This is a genomic window from Sphingobacterium sp. MYb382 (assembly GCF_037572665.1).
In the GTDB taxonomy this organism is placed as follows: Bacteria; Bacteroidota; Bacteroidia; order Sphingobacteriales; family Sphingobacteriaceae; genus Sphingobacterium.
Window position 1 is genome coordinate 76,291 of record NZ_JBBGZT010000019.1, and the last position, 24,423, is coordinate 100,713.

19 protein-coding genes are annotated in these 24,423 nt (G+C 38.1%); 2 read left to right on the forward strand and 17 right to left on the reverse strand.

From position 1 onward, the window contains the following. Positions 1-4: 4 nt before the first annotated feature. The 10 genes from WH223_RS08300 to ruvX all read right to left on the reverse strand — a co-directional run bounded on the left by WH223_RS08300 (position 5) and on the right by ruvX (position 12,561). The gene (locus tag WH223_RS08300) at positions 5-1,150 is read right to left on the reverse strand and encodes an EpsG family protein (RefSeq protein WP_340047100.1); all 1,146 of its coding nucleotides are present in this window, start codon (positions 1,148-1,150) and stop codon (positions 5-7) included. Continuing rightward, complete coding sequence (locus WH223_RS08305) at positions 1,143-2,663, reverse strand: oligosaccharide flippase family protein (RefSeq protein ID WP_340047101.1); 1,521 nt, start codon at positions 2,661-2,663, stop codon at positions 1,143-1,145. Before WH223_RS08305 ends, WH223_RS08300 begins: the two co-directional genes overlap by 8 nt. 97 nt (positions 2,664-2,760) lie before the next feature. Beyond that, on the reverse strand, positions 2,761-5,109 hold the full coding sequence (locus tag WH223_RS08310) for a GumC family protein (RefSeq protein ID WP_340047102.1): 2,349 nt from the start codon (positions 5,107-5,109) through the stop codon (positions 2,761-2,763). A 65-nt stretch (positions 5,110-5,174) separates the two neighbouring features. Beyond that, positions 5,175-5,975 (reverse strand): polysaccharide biosynthesis/export family protein, encoded by an 801-nt coding sequence (locus WH223_RS08315; RefSeq protein ID WP_340047103.1) that lies wholly within the window; start codon positions 5,973-5,975, stop codon positions 5,175-5,177. An 89-nt stretch (positions 5,976-6,064) separates the two neighbouring features. Continuing rightward, a complete protein-coding gene (locus WH223_RS08320) occupies positions 6,065-6,796 on the reverse strand; it encodes a tyrosine-protein phosphatase (RefSeq protein ID WP_340047104.1) in 732 nt (243 codons plus the stop codon). A gap of 138 nt (positions 6,797-6,934) precedes the next feature. Continuing rightward, positions 6,935-8,548 carry a hypothetical protein gene (locus WH223_RS08325; protein WP_340047105.1) on the reverse strand — a complete coding sequence of 538 codons (1,614 nt, stop codon included), beginning with the start codon at positions 8,546-8,548 and terminating at the stop codon, positions 6,935-6,937. Between the two features lie 26 nt (positions 8,549-8,574). After that, on the reverse strand, positions 8,575-9,282 hold the full coding sequence (locus WH223_RS08330; RefSeq protein ID WP_340047107.1) for a hypothetical protein: 708 nt from the start codon (positions 9,280-9,282) through the stop codon (positions 8,575-8,577). 60 nt (positions 9,283-9,342) lie between these two features. Next, positions 9,343-10,755 carry an exopolysaccharide biosynthesis polyprenyl glycosylphosphotransferase gene (locus WH223_RS08335; RefSeq protein WP_340047108.1) on the reverse strand — a complete coding sequence of 471 codons (1,413 nt, stop codon included), beginning with the start codon at positions 10,753-10,755 and terminating at the stop codon, positions 9,343-9,345. A 952-nt stretch (positions 10,756-11,707) separates the two neighbouring features. Then, positions 11,708-12,145 carry an rRNA maturation RNase YbeY gene (gene ybeY / locus WH223_RS08340; RefSeq protein ID WP_340047109.1) on the reverse strand — a complete coding sequence of 146 codons (438 nt, stop codon included), beginning with the start codon at positions 12,143-12,145 and terminating at the stop codon, positions 11,708-11,710. Next, complete coding sequence (gene ruvX / locus WH223_RS08345) at positions 12,145-12,561, reverse strand: Holliday junction resolvase RuvX (protein ID WP_340047110.1); 417 nt, start codon at positions 12,559-12,561, stop codon at positions 12,145-12,147. Before ruvX ends, ybeY begins: the two co-directional genes overlap by 1 nt. A 225-nt stretch (positions 12,562-12,786) precedes the next feature. On the opposite strand from ruvX, the gene def reads away from it, so the two are divergent. Beyond that, a complete protein-coding gene (gene def, locus WH223_RS08350) occupies positions 12,787-14,010 on the forward strand; it encodes a peptide deformylase (protein ID WP_340047111.1) in 1,224 nt (407 codons plus the stop codon). 260 nt (positions 14,011-14,270) lie between these two features. Here the strand turns inward: def and WH223_RS08355 are convergent, their stop codons facing one another. From WH223_RS08355 to dnaG, 3 genes are read right to left on the reverse strand one after another with little or no spacing between them, the layout of a single operon-like run. Beyond that, positions 14,271-15,335, reverse strand: a complete 1,065-nt coding sequence (locus WH223_RS08355) for a glutaminyl-peptide cyclotransferase (protein ID WP_340047112.1) — start codon at positions 15,333-15,335, stop codon at positions 14,271-14,273. A 53-nt stretch (positions 15,336-15,388) separates the two neighbouring features. Further along, on the reverse strand, positions 15,389-15,745 hold the full coding sequence (locus WH223_RS08360; protein WP_340047113.1) for a YraN family protein: 357 nt from the start codon (positions 15,743-15,745) through the stop codon (positions 15,389-15,391). Between the two features lie 12 nt (positions 15,746-15,757). Beyond that, a complete protein-coding gene (gene dnaG / locus WH223_RS08365; RefSeq protein ID WP_340047114.1) occupies positions 15,758-17,746 on the reverse strand; it encodes a DNA primase in 1,989 nt (662 codons plus the stop codon). Positions 17,747-17,910: 164 nt separating this feature from the next. Between dnaG and WH223_RS08370 the strand changes: the two genes are divergently transcribed. Continuing rightward, positions 17,911-18,561, forward strand: coding sequence for a 4'-phosphopantetheinyl transferase family protein (locus WH223_RS08370; RefSeq protein ID WP_340047115.1), 651 nt, complete (start codon positions 17,911-17,913; stop codon positions 18,559-18,561). Here WH223_RS08370 and WH223_RS08375 read toward each other — a convergent pair. The 4 genes from WH223_RS08375 to bshC form a co-directional block, all read right to left on the reverse strand. Then, positions 18,558-19,337, reverse strand: a complete 780-nt coding sequence (locus WH223_RS08375) for an enoyl-CoA hydratase/isomerase family protein (protein WP_340047117.1) — start codon at positions 19,335-19,337, stop codon at positions 18,558-18,560. The genes WH223_RS08370 and WH223_RS08375 overlap by 4 nt on opposite strands. 26 nt (positions 19,338-19,363) lie before the next feature. Continuing rightward, a complete protein-coding gene (locus tag WH223_RS08380) occupies positions 19,364-21,898 on the reverse strand; it encodes a DUF5686 and carboxypeptidase-like regulatory domain-containing protein (RefSeq protein WP_340047118.1) in 2,535 nt (844 codons plus the stop codon). 157 nt (positions 21,899-22,055) lie between these two features. Next, positions 22,056-22,646, reverse strand: a complete 591-nt coding sequence (locus tag WH223_RS08385) for a Crp/Fnr family transcriptional regulator (protein WP_340047119.1) — start codon at positions 22,644-22,646, stop codon at positions 22,056-22,058. Positions 22,647-22,654: 8 nt separating this feature from the next. Then, entirely contained in the window at positions 22,655-24,244 is a 1,590-nt protein-coding gene (gene bshC, locus WH223_RS08390; protein ID WP_340047121.1) for a bacillithiol biosynthesis cysteine-adding enzyme BshC, read from the reverse strand. Between the last annotated feature and the right edge of the window lie 179 nt (positions 24,245-24,423).

Consider the following 24,423-nt stretch of genomic DNA (forward strand, 5'->3'; position numbering starts at 1 on the left):
CAAATTATACATTCCAGAAAAACAAAGAATTATCATTAAACAGAATAAACCTACCCCAAAACATAAACAAATAGATAAGGATAAATAAAATAGCAACGGAATAATTAAGAGGAAGAGAAAATGCCAAACCTTTCTGATTCAAACGATATTTTGCGTAGTCAATTAAAACAAAAAGGCTGTAGCCTAGAACAATAAAATAGAAAAAAACTAAAGGCTGCGCAAATCGTCTAAAAATCTCAAAAAAGAAAACAGCCCTTAAAAAGATAAAACCAAAAACAGTAACATTATAAATATAAATTATATCTTTCCGAGAATGGAACTTAATCGCTTTGTAACCAAGATAAATTATAGAACAAAAAAACAATGTTGATAACACCAATGCTGATATTCCTTGTTGAAACTCAGCATTAAAAGCATCTTCCCCAAACCATCGGTCGGAATTATCTAAATAATCTTGAAACTTATTTCCAACATTAATTCCTTGAATATATTTAGACAAAAAAGAAACACTTGAGTTACTCAATACAAAAGCTACAAAACAATATATTGGAACAGTTACTTTCCAGTGAAACAACCTATTGTTAAATAGAAAATAAAACACAAGAATAATAACAATTGGGATAATAATAGCAGCGTGAAACAGACAACCAATCACGATAGAAAGAATTACCCCCAACCAATTTCTTTTATTAAGGAAAATTAATAACAAAAATAATGAAGAGCACGCAACCCCTTGCCTAATAATGGTTGTTACAAAAAGTAGTGTTGCAGGCAAAAAGAAAGCATACATGTATTTAGACGCACGTCCATAACTTTGAATCAACAGAAATGCTGGGATGACAAATAGCAAACTGTACACTAGAAAAGCTCCAACATAACTCATTCCTAAGCTTTCCAACAAGGTATTCAGAAATCTAAATCCAATATCATCTTCTAGGGCTAAAACAGGACGTTCAAATTTCTCCTTATACCAAAGATAGTCCGCTCCCCAGCCATACCTAGATCCCACAATAAGGGAATAAATGATGATCAGAAAAGATGCGAAAAACAAATAATTCTTTGCATTTTTTAATTCAGATAGAATCAATCCACCTTTATAAAAAATGAAAAAAAGAAATGAAAACAATAGTATATGTTCAATATTAGACATATTTTTCTTTAATTTTTTTTACTTTTTCAATTAGAAAAAGCTTTTCAAGCTTATTTAGTCCAAAAATAAAAATGAATGAGATACAGCTAGATATTATTAACAGCGTTGTAATAACAAGATTTAAAACACCGGTTAATGGTATGTAATCATAAATATAAAACGAAAACAAGAAAGAAAATATAGCGACTAAAAGTACCCTAGCAATCACTTTATTAAAAAAATCAAGAACGACAAGTCCTAGAAGATTTTTTAAAAAGAATAGCCTAATTATTAAACATATAAAACAAAGAATAATATTTATCTCAAAAACTACGGTTGGTGCATAACCTGCTTGCATAACGAAATATGCTAAAGGAATAATTAATAGCCTTAGTAGGCCTATTACAAGACTAAAAGTTTTTATCCTACCTGTTGCCTGAACGACAGTAGTTAGTGGGTAAGAAATAACATCAATTAAAATTGCAAACAAAATAAGACGCGTAAACTCTGGAAGATATTCCGGAACATTTCCTAACCAAAATTCAAAAACCAAATTTGGTTCAACAATAATTGGCTGACAAACCATAAGCAATAAAAAGAAAGAAAACTTTGAGCTCATAAACATCAAATTAAAAGCTGCATCGATTTCATTTAAAGCATATTTCTTAATAATTTGAGGTCTAGTAGCCGTCATAAAGTTCAAAACAAACTGATTAACAGTAACACTTGCCTGATATGCTAAGCCTCGCGCGGCATTTATAGAAGGGCCAAGAAAAGTTCCTAATACAATGTTTATTCCTTGTGCATTAAAAACTGATGACATTGAATCAAATAAGCTCCAACTAGAGAAGCCGACAATCTCCTTAAACAATTTTTTATCTAGAAAAAACCTAAAACGGCAGTAAACATATTTTCTTATACAATAAATTCGATATACATTGGTTACGATAAAAGAGACAATGCAGGTCAATATCGAATAAACCTTTAGCTTATCATAATCAACTACAATTAATAAATACACTAATATCAATTTTAGAAAAATCTCCAAAATACTTATATATGCATAAATGTTCATTTCTTCCTGAGCAATGATAAAAGCATTGTAAGGAATTGTTAGAAAAGTAAAAATTAAGGTAATGATAGAAAACTGAAACACCCAATTCGCAGCAGAAAGTCTTTCAACAGGAACATTTACTAAAATTTTATCAAGTAAACAAAATCCAATTATTTCAAAAATAACCAGCAAAATTACACTCAATAAAATATAACTTGACATAGTAACATTAAATATATTACTCAATTTACTACCATTTCCTTTGCCAATTTCAAACGAAAAAAACCGTTGTGAAGCAGATGACAAGGAACTAGTTATAAAAGAAAACATAGCAACGATACCACCAACCAGATTAAAAATACCATAGTCCGTAGTACCCAAAGTATTCAGCACGACTCTAACCGTATATAGATTAACAATCATGACTAATATCATACGTATGTACAGAAAAAATGTATTCTTCGCAATATTATTACCCAAAATAAATTTACCTTAGCCTGTTAAAAAAATATAACAAATATGTAACGAATATAAATCCCCTTAAAAATGGATTATATACACAGAGATACAATCATTATTAAAACCACTTCCAGAATTTTCTTTTTTTCTTCTCTTGTCCATAATCACCGTAACCATAGCCATAACCATAATTACCATAATATCCTTTTTTTACGTGGACATCATTGATGATGAGTTGAATATTATTAATCTTCTTATGAGTCACTAAATCGTTTGGAATACGTAATTGCTCTTTATGTGTATAACCTTGACGTATTAAATACAAACAAGTGTCTGCATAACGTGATAACAGTTGTGCATCAGTTACTAAGCCTACCGGAGGTGCATCAATAATAATATAATCATACATTTCTTTCAGTTCATTCATTAAAATATTAGCACGATCTGAGATTAGTAACTCTGCTGGATTTGGAGGGATTATACCAGCTTGGACTAGATGCACTAAATCATGCGTACCAGATGGCATTATAATATCATTTATAGCCATTTCCGGCCGTACGATATAATGTGAAAAACCCTTTCCTGGTGCTAAACCAAGCTTTGCCGTAATAGAAGGCTTGCGCAAATCTAGTTCCATTAGTAGCACTTTTTTATCTAATAAAGCCAATGAAACAGCAAGATTTAAAGCGACATAAGATTTCCCTTCTCCCGACATAGATGAACTAAACAAAATAGTTTTCCCGCCATTAAGCGCAAATTCCAAATTAGTCCGCATCGCTCTAAATTGTTCTGCAATGGCGGATCTAGACGTCTTCGTAACCACTACTTGTTCGCTGGTATCCGAATGCGAAATCATACCTAAAACCGGTAATTTGCTTAAACTCTGTACATCCACGAAACCGTTTACTTTAATATTAAATAAATCACGTAAGTAAATAAATCCAAAAGGTACAAGTGTACCTAGAACCAACCCAATAATGTATATGACTTTTCCTTTAGGTGCAATCGGCTTTTCCTCTGCTTTTGGCGAATCAATCAGCTTAGAATTTGAAACATTAGCCGTTCGGGCAATAGCATTTTCTTCCCATTTTTCCTGTAAAAAGATATATTGAGCCTGTTTAATCTGTTGCAAACGAGCCAAATCTATGTAGCCACGTTCAATCGTTGGAACCTGCTGAATTTGGGAATTGACCTGATTCGCTAATTTATTTTGATTATTTTTAGTCAATTCTAGTTGACGACGTGTACTTGCTACGTTATTAATCATATCCTCACGCAAACCCGCTATCTGTGCTGTCATATTTTGAACCAAAGGATTTTCTTCGGTATTGCCCATCAACAGACGCTCGCGTTGTAAGACCAATTCATTATACCTAGTCACTAACGCATTAAAAGCTACATCTTGTAGAATTACAGAGGATGGTACTACGCGCGGATTTTTGGTATCTTTCAAATAGTTGGAAACGGCATCTAACATCGCCAATTGCGTTTCCACTTCAGCTAAGCCCCTAATGTAAGTCTCCGAACTTTGTAATAGAATCTTGCTCTGCTCTGAAATATCAGCCAATTTAGTCGCTTGTTTATAACCAGAGATACGATCTTCTACACCAGCAAGTTCATCCGTAATTTTACGTAAGCGTTGATTAATAAATGATAAAGTCGAATCCATAACCACATTTTTATCATTTAAATTCCGTTCAACATAACGATCAATTAAACTACCTAATAATAATTCACCTTTTTTTGGGATAGGATGTAGCAATGAAAGATCAATGGTAGATACATTCTTATTAGTTACTTCGACACTTAAAGACTCCATTAATCCTGCTACAGTTTTATTTATAGGAGATATACTAAAACCATACTGTTCTTTAACACTGTCTTCATTACCTGTGGTAACAAGACTGATATTACCGATACTTGGCAAGACAAAACGCTGTCCTTCCCCTATCTCAAATATTGTATCCTTATTGCTTAATTGATAATGTTTTTTACCTAAGCTCTTAACGTTTAATTGAATAGGTTCTGATATGGAATCAGGACTAGATAGAAAGCGAATCTGAAAAGGCGCTTCTAAAATAGGTATATCATGAACACTACCTTGCTTATAATAATTAACATAAGCTTCTTCTGCACGAACCATTTCAGACATTAAATCAGCAGTTTTAAGAATTTCCACCTCATTATCTACAGAAGATTTTACTCCCATTAGACCTGATAAATCTGCTAAGGCAGACATCCCCATCAATCCTCCTTTTTTATCATCAGATACTAAAAGTTTAGCATTAATCTTGTATGTAGGAATGGTATAACGTACATACAGAAAAGCTAAACTAATCCCAATTAATCCACATAGCACAAACCAATACCAATTAGCAAGCACACGACCAACAAAATGCAAGAGTTCTTTATTGTCTGCTTTTTGCTTCACAAATTCATCCTCCCAGTCAATATTTTTATTTCCCATAATTTCTATTTGGCAGACAACAAAGAGAAGCCTAACCTTATATTATTTTGTGTAAAAATTTAATTTTAAAGTCTAGATACGGCTATAATAATAATGGATATTAAAGAGCCCAATAAGGCAAACGTTTGTGTACGTGCAGCATTGTTGGCGGCAGCTTTTGCTTTACCTGGTTCAACATAGAGCACATCATTCTGCTTTAAATAATAGTAAGGAGATTGAAACAAATCCGAAGAGTTAAGATTTAAACGCACTAGTTCTTTCTGTCCGCCCTGTTCGCGCACTAGAAGTACATTTTCGCGTTTACCGTAGATTGTTAAATCCCCCGCTAAACCAAGTGCATCCAATATTGTCACCTTCTCGTTAGGCACCGTATATGTTGCAGGCCTGGCGACCTCTCCTAACACTGTAATTTTGTAATTAGCGAAGCGGACTTGTACTGTAGGTTCTTTATAGTACTTTGATGCCACTTCGCTGATACGTTCACGTGCTTCATAGGTAGTTAAATCTTTAACTAATATTTTTCCCAAGAGTGCCATATGCACATAGCCATCTCGGTCGACAAGGAATCCTGTAATTAACTGTGTCCCAACATTGCTTGCTGAACTCGCACCTATAGCTTGAATGGCCATAGATTGGTTGGCTACAGCAGCCGTTGTAGGATCGATTGTCTGAACGCTAATGCTCAGCATATCATCTGGCTGAATGCGTGGATCAGTGAATTTTGAAGATTCTTTTAAGACACGTACCGAATCTACCGGTAGGTCATTAAAATAAACTATTTTTTTTACGGAGCAACTGCCCAATAAAAACAAAAAAGGTAGAATGTAAAGCCAGGGGATTAGGCTTTTTATAAATATTTTTTTCATGTTTTTTATACGTATGCGTTGTAATTGTAAGTTTTTAGTTTTGCTGTTATTATCCCATATTTTTTTCTCCTATTATTTTAATAAATTAATTAAGCAAACAATTCTGCGTTTTTGATTGTACAATTCTGTAAAACCTTAGTCAAGTTCTCTTGTTGCAGCCCAAGCTCCAAGGCTTTAACATGACGTTCATGATGTACATCTGTTCCTACTAAATCAATCCATCCCTGCTCGGCTAACCATTTAGCGGCCTTTCTCTCACGATTACCATAATAACCGATAAGTGATAACAAATTAACTTGCAGCAAAACGCCTGCTTCACGAAAGCGGCGGATTTTATCAAGGTCTCCTTGATAATACACATAACGCTCAGGATGTGCTAAAATAGGAGTCAGTCCTTGCACTTGAAGGTCAAAAAGTACAGAGTCAATGCTATGACTTTCTTGGATATAGGACATCTCAACTAAGATATGCTGATTTGGTAAGAGCAAAAGCTGATTGCTATCGGTACATTTTTTCTCAAAACCAGAATCCACCATATATTCAGCAGCAAAACTAGTTTTGATTCCTGCAGGTAACTTTTCAAGGAGCAGGTTATAAGCTGCCGCTACAGTTTCCAGCGTATTCGGATACATCTCTGCAAAAACATGAGGTGTAAAATGAAAAGTAGATAAACCTAAAGCATGTAGCCGTTCCAAAAGCTTCAAACTTTGATCTACCGTTTCGGCCCCATCGTCAATCCCAGGTAGAATATGCGAGTGCATATCAACCCCTAGCCACGCTAGATTACTTACTTTTGGTTTCTTACTAAAAAAGGAAAACACGTCCTACAAAAATTAAACTTGACTTTACTTGTTTATACTTCTTTTTTGTAAAGAGCGTGCCGACCGGATCCTCCGGCCGGTGCCCCCTACAATTACAAGTATAAACTTGATTACTTTCTGGCTAAATAGCCTATTTCATTAGATTTTACCACACTCCTCAGTTAAAATACCAAGATTCGTAGCACCAGCTTTAACGCCAATGATATCACCTGGTTTTGTACCTACTGTTCCGGAGTTATCAGCTTCTACCGCCTTATTCTCTACTGTTTTAGTACGTCCTTTCCAAACGGCTTTAAAGTCATACTTTGTACCGTCCGATTTCAAAAGATCTGTTGCTAATAAACCCTCCTTTACTTCTCCTAATAACACAAAAGCTCCTTTGCCCGCCAAACGGTAGTACAAGTCGAAATTTGGTGTTAAAGTAATTTCTGGCTTGTTCGGACAACGAACATATAGCTGTAGCGTTACTTTGGGTTTTATAACAGGGTTAGGATTAGGCAACGTTAGCGACGTTTTCGACCCGCATGCTGCCAAAGGAGCTTGTACAACAATACCCAAATCACCTGTTGTGCGACGTACTACAATCGTTACACCTTCTGCTGGCAAATAATCTAAAGTAACAGTCTTATTGGTCTGACTAACAGAGAACGTGCGACTAGCAATAACTTTATTGTTTTTAACAGCCTCTACCGATACTACATGCGTAATACCTTGTTCAATCCAATCTGCCGAAAATTCAATTTCACTTACTGGCGAACAAGAAGGAACGAACTCGCCGACAACAAAAGTTGTTAAGTGGTCGACACTAAACTCTACCGTTAAATCATTCCCCACTTTCTTAATGGTACTTTGCGTTTCATGGCGCCATCCTGGATTACTTGGACTATTGCTAAATACCGCAATTGGACCTCCACCAACGGGTGCTGCACCACTGCTCAATACAAAATCATTACTCAGCTCAACACCAACAGCAATAGGTTTACTGAACTTACGAATAGGAACGCCGTCGATCACCATTTCAATCGTTGTTGAACCTCCGGCATTGAATGTACCACTAGAAGTTCCACCACCAGGCATTACAACACCATCAGCTTGCAACCTACCACCTGGGAATAAAGTTGTAGCATTTGGATCAGATGGATCAAAAGCTACAGCTTTGATTGTTAATGCGCCACCAGTAATTACTTTTCCATTAGCATCTAAAAACTGTGTTCCTGCAGGAATATTTAATGTCATCGAAGGGCCATCTGCATTGTTTACAACAACACTTGCGGATATTGGTAAAGAGCCATCGGCATTAATCGGCACCGTTTTAGTTACCGCAGCAGCACCTTCAGGAACCGTCGTAGGCTTCGCTAAACGTATACGGAAATAGCCATCATTTTTATCTGAAATCGTTACGTCAACAAGTTGCGTAACATACCCTGGAGCAGACACTTCTACTTTAAAACGTACTGGATCGCTAACAGTAGGATTACGTTTAGGGTCTAATCCGAAAGTAACCAGATTGCTTACTAGCTTAAAATCTTTATATCCGTTCTCGTTGTATACATCCTGTGTGTCACCTGAAGTCAACTTTATGGTTGCATTTACGGCTTGTGCCTCTGTTGTCAACACTTCCATCTTAACATAGTGCTTCACAACTTCCGTACTAATCAGGAGGTTGAAATCCTTAAGCGGGTTTTGGCACGAGAGCACACCTCCCATCAGTGTTAAGGTTAATATATATTGAGTAAGTCTCTTAAATTTCATGTTCATTTCTGTTAAAGTATGCTCTACTATTTTAAACGATAGCTAATACCGATCTCTACACGTGGTAAAAAACGGTAGTCTTTGATATTGTTTTCAATCTGCCCTTTGTTGCCAACATTCTCTTCTAACAAGCCCGATGCATCCATAGTAACAGAGGGCTTCGAGAGGTAATAGGTACCAATATTCAGGTTGGCAGAAAATTTGGAATCCAATGGAATATTGCTCCAAGCAATACCAGCATATGGATTAACCGTTTTTTTCCAATCCACACTCGTCTTAATTGTTCCGACAAGCTCTGGGTCTACCAAAATATCACCGTACTTATATGGATCACTTAAACGGGTAACAAAGTTTCCATCCAATTTGAAGAAATAGGCACCGCCTAATTCAATACCAAAAGAGTTAAAAAAGCCTCCTTTGCCTGCAAATGGTGTATAGCCAAACAATAAAGAAGCATTACTCGCATGTGCTTTAATATCACTATGCGTTTTTCTACCTGAATAGGTTCCGTTAATCTTTGTATTAAAAGGCATAAAACTTACGCCAGCACGTAGACCAAATTTCTCGCCGAGAGGCTGGTAGTAGTGGGCTCCAATACCCGAAGATCCACCATGAATGCCTACTCCTTGAATGTAGCCACCATGGTTTACTTCTTCTTGGGCAAATGAAGACGGTAAGTACAAAGCACAGGCTGCAACAAAAAAGAGCATAAACCTGATATTGATTGTTTTCATTCTTTTCATTTTTATGGGTTTTTCTTAATTTCTTGGTTAATAATTCATTTATAAAAAGGGTTAATATGCATTTTTCTCTCCCCGAATCACGTTGATTACCGTTAAGCAAATAATCTTAAAGTCAAACATAGCCGACCAATTGTGCATATATTCGATATCATGTTCTACACGTTTAGCCATCAACATGGGATCTTTTGTCTCACCACGGTAACCACTTACCTGTGCCCACCCAGTAATACCAGGCTTTACAAACTGTCTAACCATGTAGCGATTAATTAATGAACCATAATACTCCGTGTGTGACAACATGTGAGGACGAGGACCAACGATAGACATCTGACCTAAAAAGACGTTGATGAATTGTGGAAACTCATCCAAACTACTTTTACGAAGGAAGTTACCGATAGAAGTAATACGCTTATCTCCTAAGGATGCTTGCGTTTTGTTGGCGTCGTTATTCACCACCATGCTGCGAAACTTAAAACAATAAAAAGGTTTATTGTTACGACCAGAACGCAACTGCTTAAAGAAGATGGGACCAGGGCTTTCAAGCTTTATTATAAGACCAATAAGCGGGACTAACCAGCTCAGGATAAACAAAATAACACAACCGCTAATCAAAATATCCATAAAACGTTTCTTCAAACGGTTAGGCATTGTTGACATAGACTCTCCACGAGATTGAAAAATAGGAAGGTTAATTTGTGTAGTATCTTTGTTGGTATAGGTAATATTAGCCACCATCGAAGGTACAAAGTTCAGTTGTACACATTGATGATCAGCGGCCGACACCAAATCTTCGCTATACTGATACATTTCTGGAGAAGTAACTAAGAAAACATCATGAATACCGTCTTTAGAGACCGCTTCAAAATATTGCTTAAACTTCAAAACAGTTTCTTCTTTGCTTAGAAGCTCATCGTCATCATCATAGCTAATGGTATCAACCTGATAAAACATTTGCTGCTGATCAAAAAGTGACACGACAGAATCAATATGAGCTCCCGCACCAATAACAGCTACTTTTTTCACCCAGTTAAATCGACGAGGGAGTACCGTATAGACATAAGTCATAAACAAGCGAGACAAAAGGAGATAACCACTCAAAAAGCCAAATAAAACAGCCAATGCTTTAAATGAGCTTATTACCGATGTGTTTAAAAACAAAATAACACCTGTCAATAATAGTGTTGTAACCGCGGTGCGCAAGGTGGAACGGAACATGGATTCTAAACGCCCCACAACATCTTCACGATATAAGTGGAAAAGCTGCGCAGAAACAAACCAGATTAAGCTGAATAGAATAAACATAACAGGAAGACTAAATATCCCTTCCTGCAGCGTAGGCATCCATCCATAGTAAAAAGATACCGATGTCGCTAAGTGCAAGGATAAATTAATACATAGTAGGTCTAAACTGAATAACAGCATAACCAAACATACAACCATTCGATTTGGGACGTACCTATACATGTTTTTTCTATTTAATTTTTAATAAAACCATTACCATCAATCTCGTTTTAAATTGCTCCCAACTTTATTGATAAATCTAGTATAGTGTCAAAAAAACTAAGTTTCACGAACAGTTAAGGCATAACATGGACTCTATTGTAGTTAAATAATTTAACTACAAAGAATAAAACCAATTTTAGAAGGTCACAAAATCGTTTTTTGCGATCTCGTTAACTCTTGTATTATGTAAAACTATTCGGTATAACTGTGTAATAATGTTTTTCTAGGCGACATAGGTAGATATCAAACGAAAACAAATATTAAATCCGAAAAATAAATTTCACCAAATATAGTATTCAAAAATAAAAAAACACAATATTGTTGTTAAAATTTTTCTAATTTAACAGTAAGATAATACCGCTGTTGCAAAAACCGCATTTAAACAGCTTTTTTGGCAATAGTAATTCAAGCTAAAAATTAGAGATGTAAAACTCACGGTAACAAAGGTACGTAATTTGAAGATCGGAGATTCGCCAATGGTGGACACCGAATATAAAACTACCTAGTAGGTAGTCTCATTTAATTTTCTTTAAAATAAGATGGTTTTAAAAATGAGACAGGCGTTTTTCGTATACATAGAGGTACAAAAACAGGGTAAAATGCTAAAAAAACGAAAAATGAAAAGTATTGCAAAAGGCTCCCCCCCTCCTTCAAGAAACAGTGGATGTCCCCCCTCATGTCCCCCTTTATATTTTATGTAATTCTACCCGTTTTCAATTTTAGAAATTAGTAAAAAGAGGGTAGTTTTCAAAAATTATCAAAGTATAATAATAGTTAATAGAGCGGATTTAGTTTCAAAAAACTAAGAAATAGATAAAACAATGATGGGGAATCTGTTTATCTAAGAAGAAAAAAATACAACAAAAAGAGAGGTGTAATAAACTTAGTTTAATTACACCTCTCTTACTAATTTCTATAAAAAACTACGTGTAGAAAGATAAAAGTTTTCTTTCTCTGTCATCAGGGTTTTATCTTCTTTTTTCTTATCGTAATAACCACAAAGGTGCAACACACCATGCGCAATCACACGGTGTAATTCATCACGCTCTGCTACCGCAAATTTTGCAGCATTCTCTTGTATACGTTCTATAGAAATAAAAATATCCCCACTGATTTCATCCTCATCCTCCGAACTATCGAAGGTTACAATGTCGGTGTATGTATCGTGATTAAGGTATTCCTTGTTAATCTCCAATAAGTATGCGTCAGAGCAAAACACAAAGCTCAATTCGCCAACACGACGAAAGCCCTCAGCTTTTATAGTTGCATAAATCCACTCACGTACCTTTTGTTTCTGCTTTAATACAAAGTCGGTATCTTCCGCGAAAAATAAAATATCTTTTAATGCCATTAAAAAAATGATTTAGTCTCTAAATAGGATTGTAAAATAATGGTCGCCGAAACGGTGTCAACCAATCCTTTCTCTTGTCTTTTCTTCTTTCCTTTTCCACTTTGTGCAATGACGGAAGCCGCCATTTTAGAGGTAAACCGCTCATCTACCTCCACAACAGCTATGGTAGGGAACGTTTTTTTAAGCTTACGCACAAAACCAATCACATGTGGGGCCGACTCAGAAGCTGTGCCATCGAGCTGCAATGGTTGCCCAACGACAAAGGTTTCAACAGCCTCCTGTTGAAGATAATCTCCCAAAAAGGTCCAAATATCCTCCGGATGAACCGTCGTCAATGCGGTAGCAATCAGTTGAAGCGGATCTGTCACCGCAACCCCAATTCGCTTTACTCCATAATCAAAAGCCATTATACGCATAAACTGTTCTTTGTTACAAAAGTACAACTATCCTATGGAATAATTTACCCTTGTGCTAGACACATCGCTACAAAATCAATTCTTTTGACAGTCTACTGTAAGTATTTTGTTTTTTTAAAGCGTCGTTGTTCTGCTTAAAAATTAAATCTATACCTTTGGTAGATTATTAAAATCCCCATCCTAATTAATCTTTAAATTTTAGGATAGCACAAATAGCATAAGAATATGAAATACATAACGCTTCTCTTTCTAATTTTTTTTACGACTGAAATAAGCTTCGCTCAGAACTATCAACAAACAATCGAAGATTATAGAGCACAACAAGCTACGCATCTTAAAAAGTCCGCTAAAGGGCCTATTGCGGATGATTTATTAGGACATTTACACTACTATAAGCCTGATAGCAACTTCAAGGTAAATGCACAGGTCGTTTACTTGGACAATGAACCTACTTTTCGTATGCCTACGTTAGATGGTACAAATAAGGAATTTCGTCGCTATGCCCTCTTAAATTTCAATCTCAACGGACAACTATTTACCTTAACGGCCTATGAGAGTGTCAATACATTTCAGCCCAATGCGGCAAACAGTTATTTGTTTTTACCCTTCATGGATTTAACCACAGGGGAAGAAACCTATGAAAGTGGCCGCTATTTAGACTTCAAAAAACAAGATATCAGCGGAGAAAAAACTACCTTAGATTTTAATAAAGCCTACAACCCCTACTGTGCATATAGCAGCGGATATAGATGCCCACAGCCTCCAACAGAGAACTTTCTAAATATAGAAATCGCTGCAGGAGAACAAAAGTATACAGGCCCTAAGAATCATAAAGAACAAGATAATAACATGGCAAAGAATTTCAACGAAAAGGAAAAGGCAAAAATCCTTGCAGGTGGTAAAGATGAAAAGATGTATGTCCTACAGACAACAGTAAAAGAAGATTCGCTGATTCTACGTGCTACTTCAGAAGAAATTAAATTTGATGACCCTTTGCTACCAACCTTAACGGCACGCATGTTTGCTACCGTTCAAGATCCTGAACACACGGGAGTAGGTATTGCGGCGCCACAAGTAGGCATTAATAAAGCCGTAATATGGGTACAACGCTTCGATAAGCCAGAACATCCTTTTGAAGTATATATCAACCCAAAGATTACTTGGAGATCACAGTTATTACGCAAAGGTACAGAAGGCTGTCTATCTATTCCTGACCAACGAGATGAAGTGTTAAGAAGCTATACCATAAAACTACAGTACACCTCCAAAGATGGAAAAAACACAGAAGAACTAATCGAAGGATTTACAGCCGTAATTTTCCAACATGAGGTAGATCACTTGTATGGTATCTTATTCCCAGACCGCTTAAAGGAACAAGCTGAAAAAGAAACTGTTGTTCTAGATGAAAAAATAGAATTCTCTATACAAAAAGGAGTATTAACTCCTTAACACAAATCAATAATTCGCTAGCAGCACTTAAGCATCTACGAGATATGAGCTTGAGAAACGGAGATTAATAACATGCTTAGCAATGGCTAGCAAAGCCTAGGATAAAACATAATTGAAGCATACATATAGTATGGTGAAAGCACAATCTGGATATACCGAAGAAGACGTTGAAGCCCGATAAATAGCGTCAACAAATTTGTATAAAACAAAAAAGACAGCCTCATAAGGCTGTCTTTTTTTATCACGTTATGTCTTAAAGATTAACGCGCTATTACTTTTACTTCAAATAGCTTATCCCATTGTTTTCCGGTAACAAAAAGACGCTTACCGACTTTATCATAGGCGATTCCATTCATCTCTTGATCATTTGGTGCACGATTCGGATTAGTATATAATCCAACAAAGTTAATGTGTCCTTCAATAGCGCCAGAAACAGGATTAATGATTGCTACAATATCTTTTCCATATAAATTAGCATAGACTTTACCATCAATATATTCGAGCTCATTCAAATAATCTACGGCACCTGCATTATCATATACATTGATACTTTTCACCTCCTTATAAGTAACAGGATCTAGGAAATACAATTTAGAAGAACCATCCGACTTGATAAGATATGTACCGTCGTAACATAAGCCCCAGCCTTCCTTACTCTCTTGGTATGGGAAAGTGCCCAATTGGTTGAACGTCTTTTTGTCTAAAATAAAACCAATTTTATTCAACCAAGTCAACATAATAATCTTATTATCAATAATCGTCATCCCCTCACCAAAGTAAGGCTCATTATTATTATCGTTGCCCGTAAATTCCTTTTTCTGTAGCACTGCACCAGTTTCTAGAGCAACTTTACGGATGGAACTAATCAGATTGGCTCCCGATCCAGTAGATTCATATAAAAATCCTCCTTCAAATTCCAAACCCTGTGTAAAAGCCTTGATGTCGTGTGGATATTCTTTTACTTTCTCAAAAGTATACTGCTTAGGAGCTTCCGGTACAATCGTAATCGAGCTATACGCCACCTCCTCTTTTCCGCCTTTATATACCTTAGCCACCAAATTACGAGCTCCTAAACCAATTTTTTCTGTATCTAGCGTCACCGCTGTTGTATCTTGTTTTTTCTCCAGGAATTGTCCATCAACAGTATACACGATAGAATCAACCGTCGTGTCAGGAAAATTTATACGCAAAGGAACCTTTTGTCCGTAGGTAATATTATCGCCAGATTTAGGGCTTAGAAACTCCAATTTCCCCTGTTGCGATTTACAACCGACAATCAGCAAGCCTCCTAAAAGGGCCATGCCTACTACTTGTTTAACATTCATAAATCAATCTTTTATTTATTGTTAGACCGAACATAACGGCCATAAATAGCACTTTAACTACTCCAAAAAGCATCTTTAATCAATTGAACAGCCTCTGGCTTATCCAAATATACAGCTACAATATCAAAGCGTATCTCTCCTTCATAAGCTGTTGAAGCTAAGTAGGCATCAGCAGCATCGATGAGATGTTTTTGCTTTTTTATATCCACAAAAGAAGCAGGCTCACCATAATGTGTTGAAGAACGCGACTTTACTTCCACAAAAACTAAGGTATCTGCGTCTTGTGCTATAATATCTACTTCCCAATGTTTATGACGCCAATTTACTGCGATAATTTGATAATTCAAACCCTCCAGATACAGACGAGCACGACGCTCACCTTCTTCTCCATCTTTTAAGTGCTGCGCCATGACGACCTTTTCTTACTTAACGACGATACTCCCTAAAAAGCCGCCCAAGAGAGATTCTGCTTCTTTAAGTTTTTGGTACTTCGCCAAAAGAATTTCCAAATCCTCTGGAGTTTGATCCTTCTTCAATTCCTCACGAATCTTATGCATTTCTCGCTCAAACTTGCGTTTTTTTATACGATAAACGGCTTGTATAGTCAGTTTTTGCAGATGCTCAAGCTCTAGTTTCACATGGATCTTACGCTTATCATCATTCCAATTGGGACTTAATTCATAAGGACTAGACACACAGGCAATCGCCAAATCTTGTACCTCAGGATCTTCATGCGAGAAGAAGAACTTCGCTTCAGGCACTTCATATTCTTCAGCTTTTTTCTTAAAAACATCGACAATAAAAGCCGATGGCTTATCTTCAAAGGTGACATCGTCTAAAGAACTCAATAGATAAGGGGCGATTGGAATATCACCATCTCCCTCCCAGCTCGCTAGTTCCGTACCATAGTTCAATAAAATACGTACAATCTCTCTTTCCTGTAATATTTCGGCAGTAATAACTGTAGGCTGCGCAGCAGGCTCTAGGCCTATATCGGAACGCTCTTGATCGGTTAAGAAAAAGTCAGCTGGAGGGCCATCCATCTCGGGATGCATATCTTGTTGAGGACGAGCAGCCTGCTGTGTCTTTTTATCTAAAGCCTTAGCTTTCTGCAAACGCATCTTGTTAAGCTCCGTCAACAATACGCGCTCTTCCATATCCAGCAAGCCCGCACAGCGCTGGATGAAGACGGAAACCTTAATTTCATCAGGAATTAAGGCAATACTCTCAACAACTTCTCGAATAACACCTGCACGCCTGATGGGGTCATCACCGGCATCCTTCAACAAGATATCTGTCTTATAGAAAATAAAGTCTTGTTGGTGTTTATCGATATATTCTTTGAAAGCCGTAGCCCCATATTTCTGAACGTAAGAATCGGGGTCATTCCCATCAGGGAATAACAAAACCTTCACATTAAGGCCTTCTTCCAAAAGCATATCGGTACCACGCAAAGAAGCTTTAATACCGGCAGCATCCCCATCATAAAGGATGACCACATTCTTCGTGAAGCGTGAAATCAGACGAATCTGCCCGGTCGTTAAGGATGTACCCGACGATGACACCACATTCTCCACACCTGCTTGGTGCATAGATATTACATCGGCATAGCCCTCTACGAGGTAACAGCTATCCTTATCCATCATAGTTTTCTTCGCGAAGTTTAAACCATAAAGCACATCCGATTTATGATAAATATCGCTCTCTGGGGAGTTTACATACTTAGGAACAGACTTCTCTGTCTTTAGTGTACGCCCACCGAAACCGATGATACGCCCCGTAAGGTTATGGATAGGAAAAAGTACACGTCCACGAAAGCGGTCATACAAGCTGCCGTCATCTCTTTCTATGGAAAGACCAATTTCTTTTAAATAATCTTTATGAAAACCTGCCGCTACTGCTGCATCCGACAAGGCCGTCCATTGATCTGGTGAATAACCGAGATCAAACTTTTTGATAATATCTTCACGATAGCCCCTTTCCTTAAAATAAGAAAGACCTATAGATTGTCCAATCTCCGTTTGCCAAAGCTGTTCCTTAAAATACTTACCTGCCCAGGTGCTCAACACGTATAAACTTTCGCGCTTATCCTGAGCTGCAAGCTGCGCTGGCGAGCGTTCAATCTCCTCAATAGGAATACTATATTTATCCGCTAGAAAGCGAATTGCTTCTGGATAAGAGTATTTTTCCAGCTCCATCACGAACTTCAGGGAATCTCCCCCGACACCGCAACCGAAACATTTATAAATCCCCTTTGCTACCGAAACGTGAAAAGATGGTGTCTTCTCATTATGGAAGGGACAATTACCGATTAGGGAAGTACCTCTTTTCTTGAGGTCCACAAAATCACCCACAACCTCCTCGATACGCGCCGCATCTAATACCTTCTCTATGGTTTCTTTTGTGATCATAATATGTACAAAACTCCCTTAATTTACTTATTCATAAACCGTTCTGCGCCTTTTGGCGAGACGGATATTTATCTTGCAATTTACAGAGATAGCCTTAAAAAAACAACAGCCTAAAAGCGTCAAATTAATGTTGAGTATTTGCTTTTAAGTTTATATATTTGAGAATGGGCCTTGTTTATTTACGTGAATTAAACGCTGACACGAAATTCGCCATTTGGAAGATTGAAGAAACAGCGGAAGAATTGCTTAGCAAATTACAACTTGATGAACGTGAAAAAGCGAAATATGAAACATTTGCCAAGGGCAAACGCAGACAGCATTGGCTCGCTACGCGTGTATTGCTACGCATGCTCTTAAAAACAGAGCTCTATATCAATTGCCCATCCGACGAGAATGGTAAACCTTACCTACCAGACTATCCATACGAAATTTCGTTAACGCATTCTTTTGATTATGCCGCTGTGCTCATGTCAAAAAAGGGCGCCTGTGGTATTGATTTAGAAATCGTTAAAGACAAAATCGTTCGCATCAAAGAGAAGTTCATGAAGGAACGCGAATTGGCGTTCATACAACAAGAGAACATCGAACAGCTTTATGCTTGCTGGTGTGCCAAGGAAGCAGTCTATAAACTGCAAGGCAACAAAGGCGTATCCTTTCTGGAACACATGACCATCCTTCCTTTCCAATACAAACCACAGGGTGTACTCACCCTATTATTAAAAAAGAATAAGAAAACATATTCTTTTCAGGTGTATTACGAAAAGTTTCAAGAATACATGTTGGCTTATGTTGTTGACACCGTAGAAGCAACCTAACTAAAATTAGGCGGTCGTTTCTCTAAGAATGCAGCTACTCCCTCTTTAAAATCTGACGTCGAGAAAGCGCGTCCAAAAGCATCTTGTTCCTCAGCATAGCCATCTACATTTTTCGATGAAGCAGCATTAATTGCGGTTATACCCGCTGTTATCGCTTGCGATGAACGACTATAAATCTTGTCTAGCAGCGCCGCTGCTTTAGGCAATAACTCTGCTTCAGGCACCACATGATTTACAAGCCCCCATTGTAACGCTTCGGGCGCACCAATCATATCTCCTGTTAAGATCATTTCCATCGCTTTACCACGCCCCACAAGCTCTGGAAGCCTTTGTGTACCGCCATAGCCAGGAATGAGACCTAGAGATACTTCAGGAAGCCCCATCTTAGCCTGCTCCACCGCAACACGAATATGGCAAGCCATCGCTAATTCTAATCCACCGCCGAGCGCAAAGCCATTAATGGCGGCTACCACCGGCTTCGGATAGGCATGCAACACATCCATCACCTGATGTTGCCCCCAAGCGGCCAATGTCTTTCCTTCGGACTCTTCTAGATGTTGAAATTCAGCAATATCAGCACCTGCAACAAAAGCCTTTGCTCCAGCTCCTGTCAAAATTAAACCACGAATAGAATCCACCGTCTTCAATTCTGCTAATACGGATGCCAATTCTTCCAAGGTATCTTTATTGAGTGCATTTAACTTCTCGGGTCTATTCATCGTGATTAAAGCAGTTTTTCCACTAATCGAGACTAAAATATTGTGATATGTTTTCATGCGTGCTATGTTTTAAATTAAGCCCATTAAAAATTAAGATGCACACTCAGTCTATAGCTATCTTTCTTCGCCTGCGGCAAATCTAAATAGTTCAACCTCCGCACATACTCTACTCTAAATATACGTAAAATATTGTCTAAGCCGACCTTTGCCTCCCAATAAGGCTTGTTGTCCAAAACATGTGTTAGCCTGTTTCCTTCTTTATCCACATCAAACTGCACAACATCAGAACTACGATAGGGATTATTATGATCCGACAATCGACCGTAGAACATCCGCAAGCCCCAAGACTCCCGCAAGCGGAACTTCTTCACCCAAGGTATTTTGTTAAAAATAAAGCCTTCAAGGCGATGATCGATAGACAAACGGAGGTACGAATCAGCAACAAACTCCATACTACGCATCAAAAAATAATCCACCACATGCCTATTTTCTTCTTGATACTGCGCTGGTATTTCTAACAGGGGATAAGGAAGTGTACCCCATATTTTCCCGCCAGACAACGTCATATCTGCAAAACCCAGCTGGCTTAAAAATAGACGCTGGGTAACAGCGGCATTAACGACGTCATAGCGATAGTCGCCATCCCAAAATCCAGATAAGCCACGTCTATACTGCAAACTAAGTACTGGATTTTTCTCTATAATAGGGTTACGGGTCAAATTGCGGTAATAGAACTTCTCGTTTGGAGCCCATCGCAATACAAATTCCAATTCATTGGTATTAATATGCTGAATATTCACATCCGGATCACCCGAAGAAATAAACTGTAAATCACCTATCGCACGACGGCGCTGATGGGTAAAACCCGATTGAAAACTAACATGGTTTCCAAATTCAATCAAATGTGTCGCTGTATACGCATAGGTGTCTAACCATTTGGTGGGTTTATTGCTCCGAATAGATTGGAAAAAACTATCGCCTTTTCGGAATCCTAAATTACGCCCTGGATCGAAGATATCATGCTGCACCGCCAACTGCAAGTAATGTGCGGGGAAAGTCATAATAGACTCCCCATTGAGCGAGAAGGTGGGCTTAACATAATACTTTAAGTCTTTATCATCAGTACCATAAGCAACATAAGTCTCCAAATAAAACTTATCCGACAACATAGGCGTAGTCCTTCCGCCCAAACGAATCCTATTGCCTTCAATATTATTTTTGGAATACAAATACTCTAAAGGCCCCAACTCAAATAAGCCTACGTTATAATAACCTTGCCCAATAAGATAACCTAAAGTCATCCATGTTTTGAAGGTTTTATTCTGGTTCAGTTTCTCAATATTGCTATACGCTTTTTCTTCCGTCGGCAATAGCGCTATCGGTCGTCGTTCATCCAATAAAGCACCTTGCTCCTTTGCGTTAGGCAACACCTGCAAATCCGCTCCCGCCAATATCCGTTCATCAAACTTCGGGTTGAAATTAAAATGGCTATTCACACGAATCTTTTGTCCGTATACAGACTCTTTTTTAGCCGTTCCGAACAAAACTTGAATCTCACTTTGCTCTAAAAATAACTGTTGTTCATCGTTAGCCAGAAAGCGTAAATCAATCTGAATGCTATTTACCCAATTTAAATTAGCCTCCTTATTGGCATTCAGCTGAGCTTTCGCAACAGCATAGCGTCCATCCATAGACACCCACAGCTTTCCGTTCAGCAGTAAATCTGCCTTATTGCGAGGCTCGAAATTAAGCGCTATCAAGCGCCCGAGATCGGTATCTACGGTATCTGTAATATAATATTTGTAGAATATAGGAGCATTATTCGCGATTGGGCTCAAAAACAACTTATTGATGAGGAATATATTCTCTGCATAGATATCAGGATCTTGAATAAGATAGGATAAGAAGGATTGTATATTGTGGTTATTCACATAGCGTTCATCAAAATCGGTCTGCTGCAACGATTTCACAATACGCTTCGTTGCCACCGGATCATTATTGCTATACACATCGCTAAGCTCCTCTTTCATCAAGATATTAAGCACCTTATTTCCCGGTAGCGACACCGTATCTAGGTTATCAAAGAAGAAAGCCATACTGCCGAGTCCTTTTTTATAGGCTCCAGAAGGATTTATAAGACCAAATCGCATTTTATCATACTGTTCATATTGATGCTTAGGCAGCTTCTCCATCCGGTTTATACGTTTATGGCGAATCACCTCTTCTATTAACGATACGGCAGGATTTCGATTATTATATTTTTGCTTTATCGATACCGATACAGCATCAATCATTTGATTATTGGGAGAAAGCTGGATTTGAAATTCTTTGTCACCCGTATGGTAACGAATACGCTGGTCGGCATAGCCAATAGCAGAGACCAGCAGCTGGAAGGGACTTTCTTTCGGAAACTGTAAGACAAAATTACCTAGCGAATCACATGAAGTGCCAATGGAAGTGCCCACGACCTTTACCGAAGCCCGTGGAATGACCTGTTGTGTCTGTTCATCAAACACCTTACCTACCACACGAACCTGCCCAAGAGCAACCTGCAATTGGATAAAAAAACAACATACAAAACCTAGGAGGCCGACCTTCAATGCTAGCAAATTCCTCATAATCAACGCAGGGTACCTCATAAAGATACAATTTGTATCAAGAGATAAAAACCATTTCGAAAAAAAAGAAATAAAGATTAGCGGATACAAGCCACTGATAATGGATTATTTAGCACAGGAAGCACAAAAAGAGTCGGCTAAATCGCCTTAGCAACGATTAACGCTCATTCAGCAACTCGCGACGCACACGACTTAAACTTTCGGGCGTAATCCCTAAATAAGAAGCAATCATCCATTGTGGTACACGCAACAGCAAGCCGGGGTAAGTTTCCATAAAAGATAGGTAACGCTCTTTTGCTGTCATGGCCAGCAAAGAGTTGATACGTCGTTGCTGAATATAAATATTGCGCTGTAAAGAGTGTTCAATGAAGCATCCGAAGTTGGTATTCAAAGAAGTACCTTTCTCCATAAAATCGACATGGATATATACGACCTCTGAATGTTCGATTGCTTTAATATAAAAATCGGAAGGCTGATTAAAATAATGACTAGCCCTATCGGAAGCAATCCAATTTTCGGGTGCAAATTGAAGAATGTGCTCTCCTCCTTTTTCATCTAGAGAGAAAGATTGTAATAAACCCGACTCCACAAAAAAAGCATGGCTACAATGCTCACCGGCACGCAATAGGTACGTATTATGAGGCACGGTCTTAAAGGAGAAATAAGGTTTTAAAGCCTCAAAATCAGCATCAGACAATCCTGCTTTTTCTGTATAATATCGGTAAAAATTACTGTCCTTCAACTCCATAACGCAAACTAGTATAAGATGGTAAATTTAAAATCCAAGGGATTAAAATGACGTTGAAGATCCTTTATTAACTCAGGACCATGCTTCAAAAACAGCGGCGCAAAATTCTCTGTACGCTCTTGCAGTCCTCCTCCAGGAAACAGAGTTTCCTTTACGCGATCGATCTGAATTAAAGCCTCTTGATGATTTCTTTTATCGGCTTTAAGGAGTTTCTTCTCCAAGCTGTTGATTGCTTTTTTCAAGCGCGCCTTTACAGCATCGGTACTTGGGCTTAAGCTAGGATCAATCTTATGCGCACGTAGCTTCAATTTCTCGAAGATGGAATTCAGCTCCATCCATTCATCTTTCAAGTTTAGCTTATGCTTTGTCTGCCGACGTACAAAATCGTTCTTCAACGATTCAGCATCTTTAAAAATCCGTTTAAACGTTAAGTCTAAACGATAAATCTTGCCTGCAATAGCATCATCGGTAATCATGGCCGAGTTTCGTGGCACTAGAATAGGAAACGGAACACCATACTGGTCGAAATTAGCTTTTAGCTGAAGCCAATATACAATTTCGGCTCCCCCACCAATATAAGCTAGATTAGGCAAAATAAGCTCTTCATAGAGCGGACGCATCACCACATTAGGGCTAAAGCGCTCTGGGTATTCATCAACCTCAGCGATTAACTCGGCTTCGGTAAAGAAAATATTTTGATGTAAAACTTCGAAACGACCATCATCAGCACGCACAATACGCTCGCGAAATTCATCCGTCAAATAGAAAAAGTTGATTTCGCGCGACTGCACTTGCGGCTTGTAGCCCAAGGTGGTCAATTCGGAAGAGGAAGATTCAATAGCTTTAAAGCTTTTTTCACCGATGATATCTTGTTTGATAATATCGGCAAAGACCGTTTTAAAAGCACGACGATCGGCATCGATAATTAAAAGACCATAATCTTTAAACAAAGCATGCACAAGGCTTCTTGTCGCTTCGGCTAAGGTATCATGCTTCAAGTAGGCATCTTCCACCATCGTGGTTAGCGCTTCCGCATTGGCCGAAAGGCCAAAAGTATTACAATACTGCCTTACGGTATCCACGATATCAGCTGTCGCCATACGTCCCGTTGCGGCTATTTTTTCGGTATTCCAACTTATCTTCTTACCAAATACACGTGTATGGTTGATTTCATCGAAGTCGTGATCTTCTGTTGCCATCCAATAAACAGGTACAAAGTTGTACTCCGGATAGGCAGCTTTCAGGTCTTCCGCTAGGCGGATGGCAGAAACAATCTTAAAGATAAAATAAAGAGGTCCCGTAAAGATGTTGAGCTGGTGGCCCGTCGTTACCGTAAATGTTTTCTTGTCTTTTAGTAAGGCAATATTTTGGTCCACTACAGGAGCTTCTTCGAGCAATCCTGCATATTGATCTTGCAGCTGTTCGAACAAAAGCTGACGTTGGGAAAAATTCTTCTTGCGTGCTATTTGTACCTTAAACCCATCGAGCGTAGGACGCTCACCATAAAAGGGGCGCAAATTGTCGGCATCAGCCAAATAGTCCAATAATGTTTTGGAGAAACTTCCGGTATCACTATAATCGATATACGTTGCTTTCATCTACAATGTTTAATTAGCAATGGAGATGGCCACAAACAGATCAAAGCAATCGTAAACCAAGAACGGCTTAGGATTGCTTTGTCCCTTAGGGATACATCTACCTCTTCTTCATTCTAAAAAGGAATTGCTCCTATTCGGGGGCAAATTACATATTTTTATGAGAAAGGTCGATACGCCCT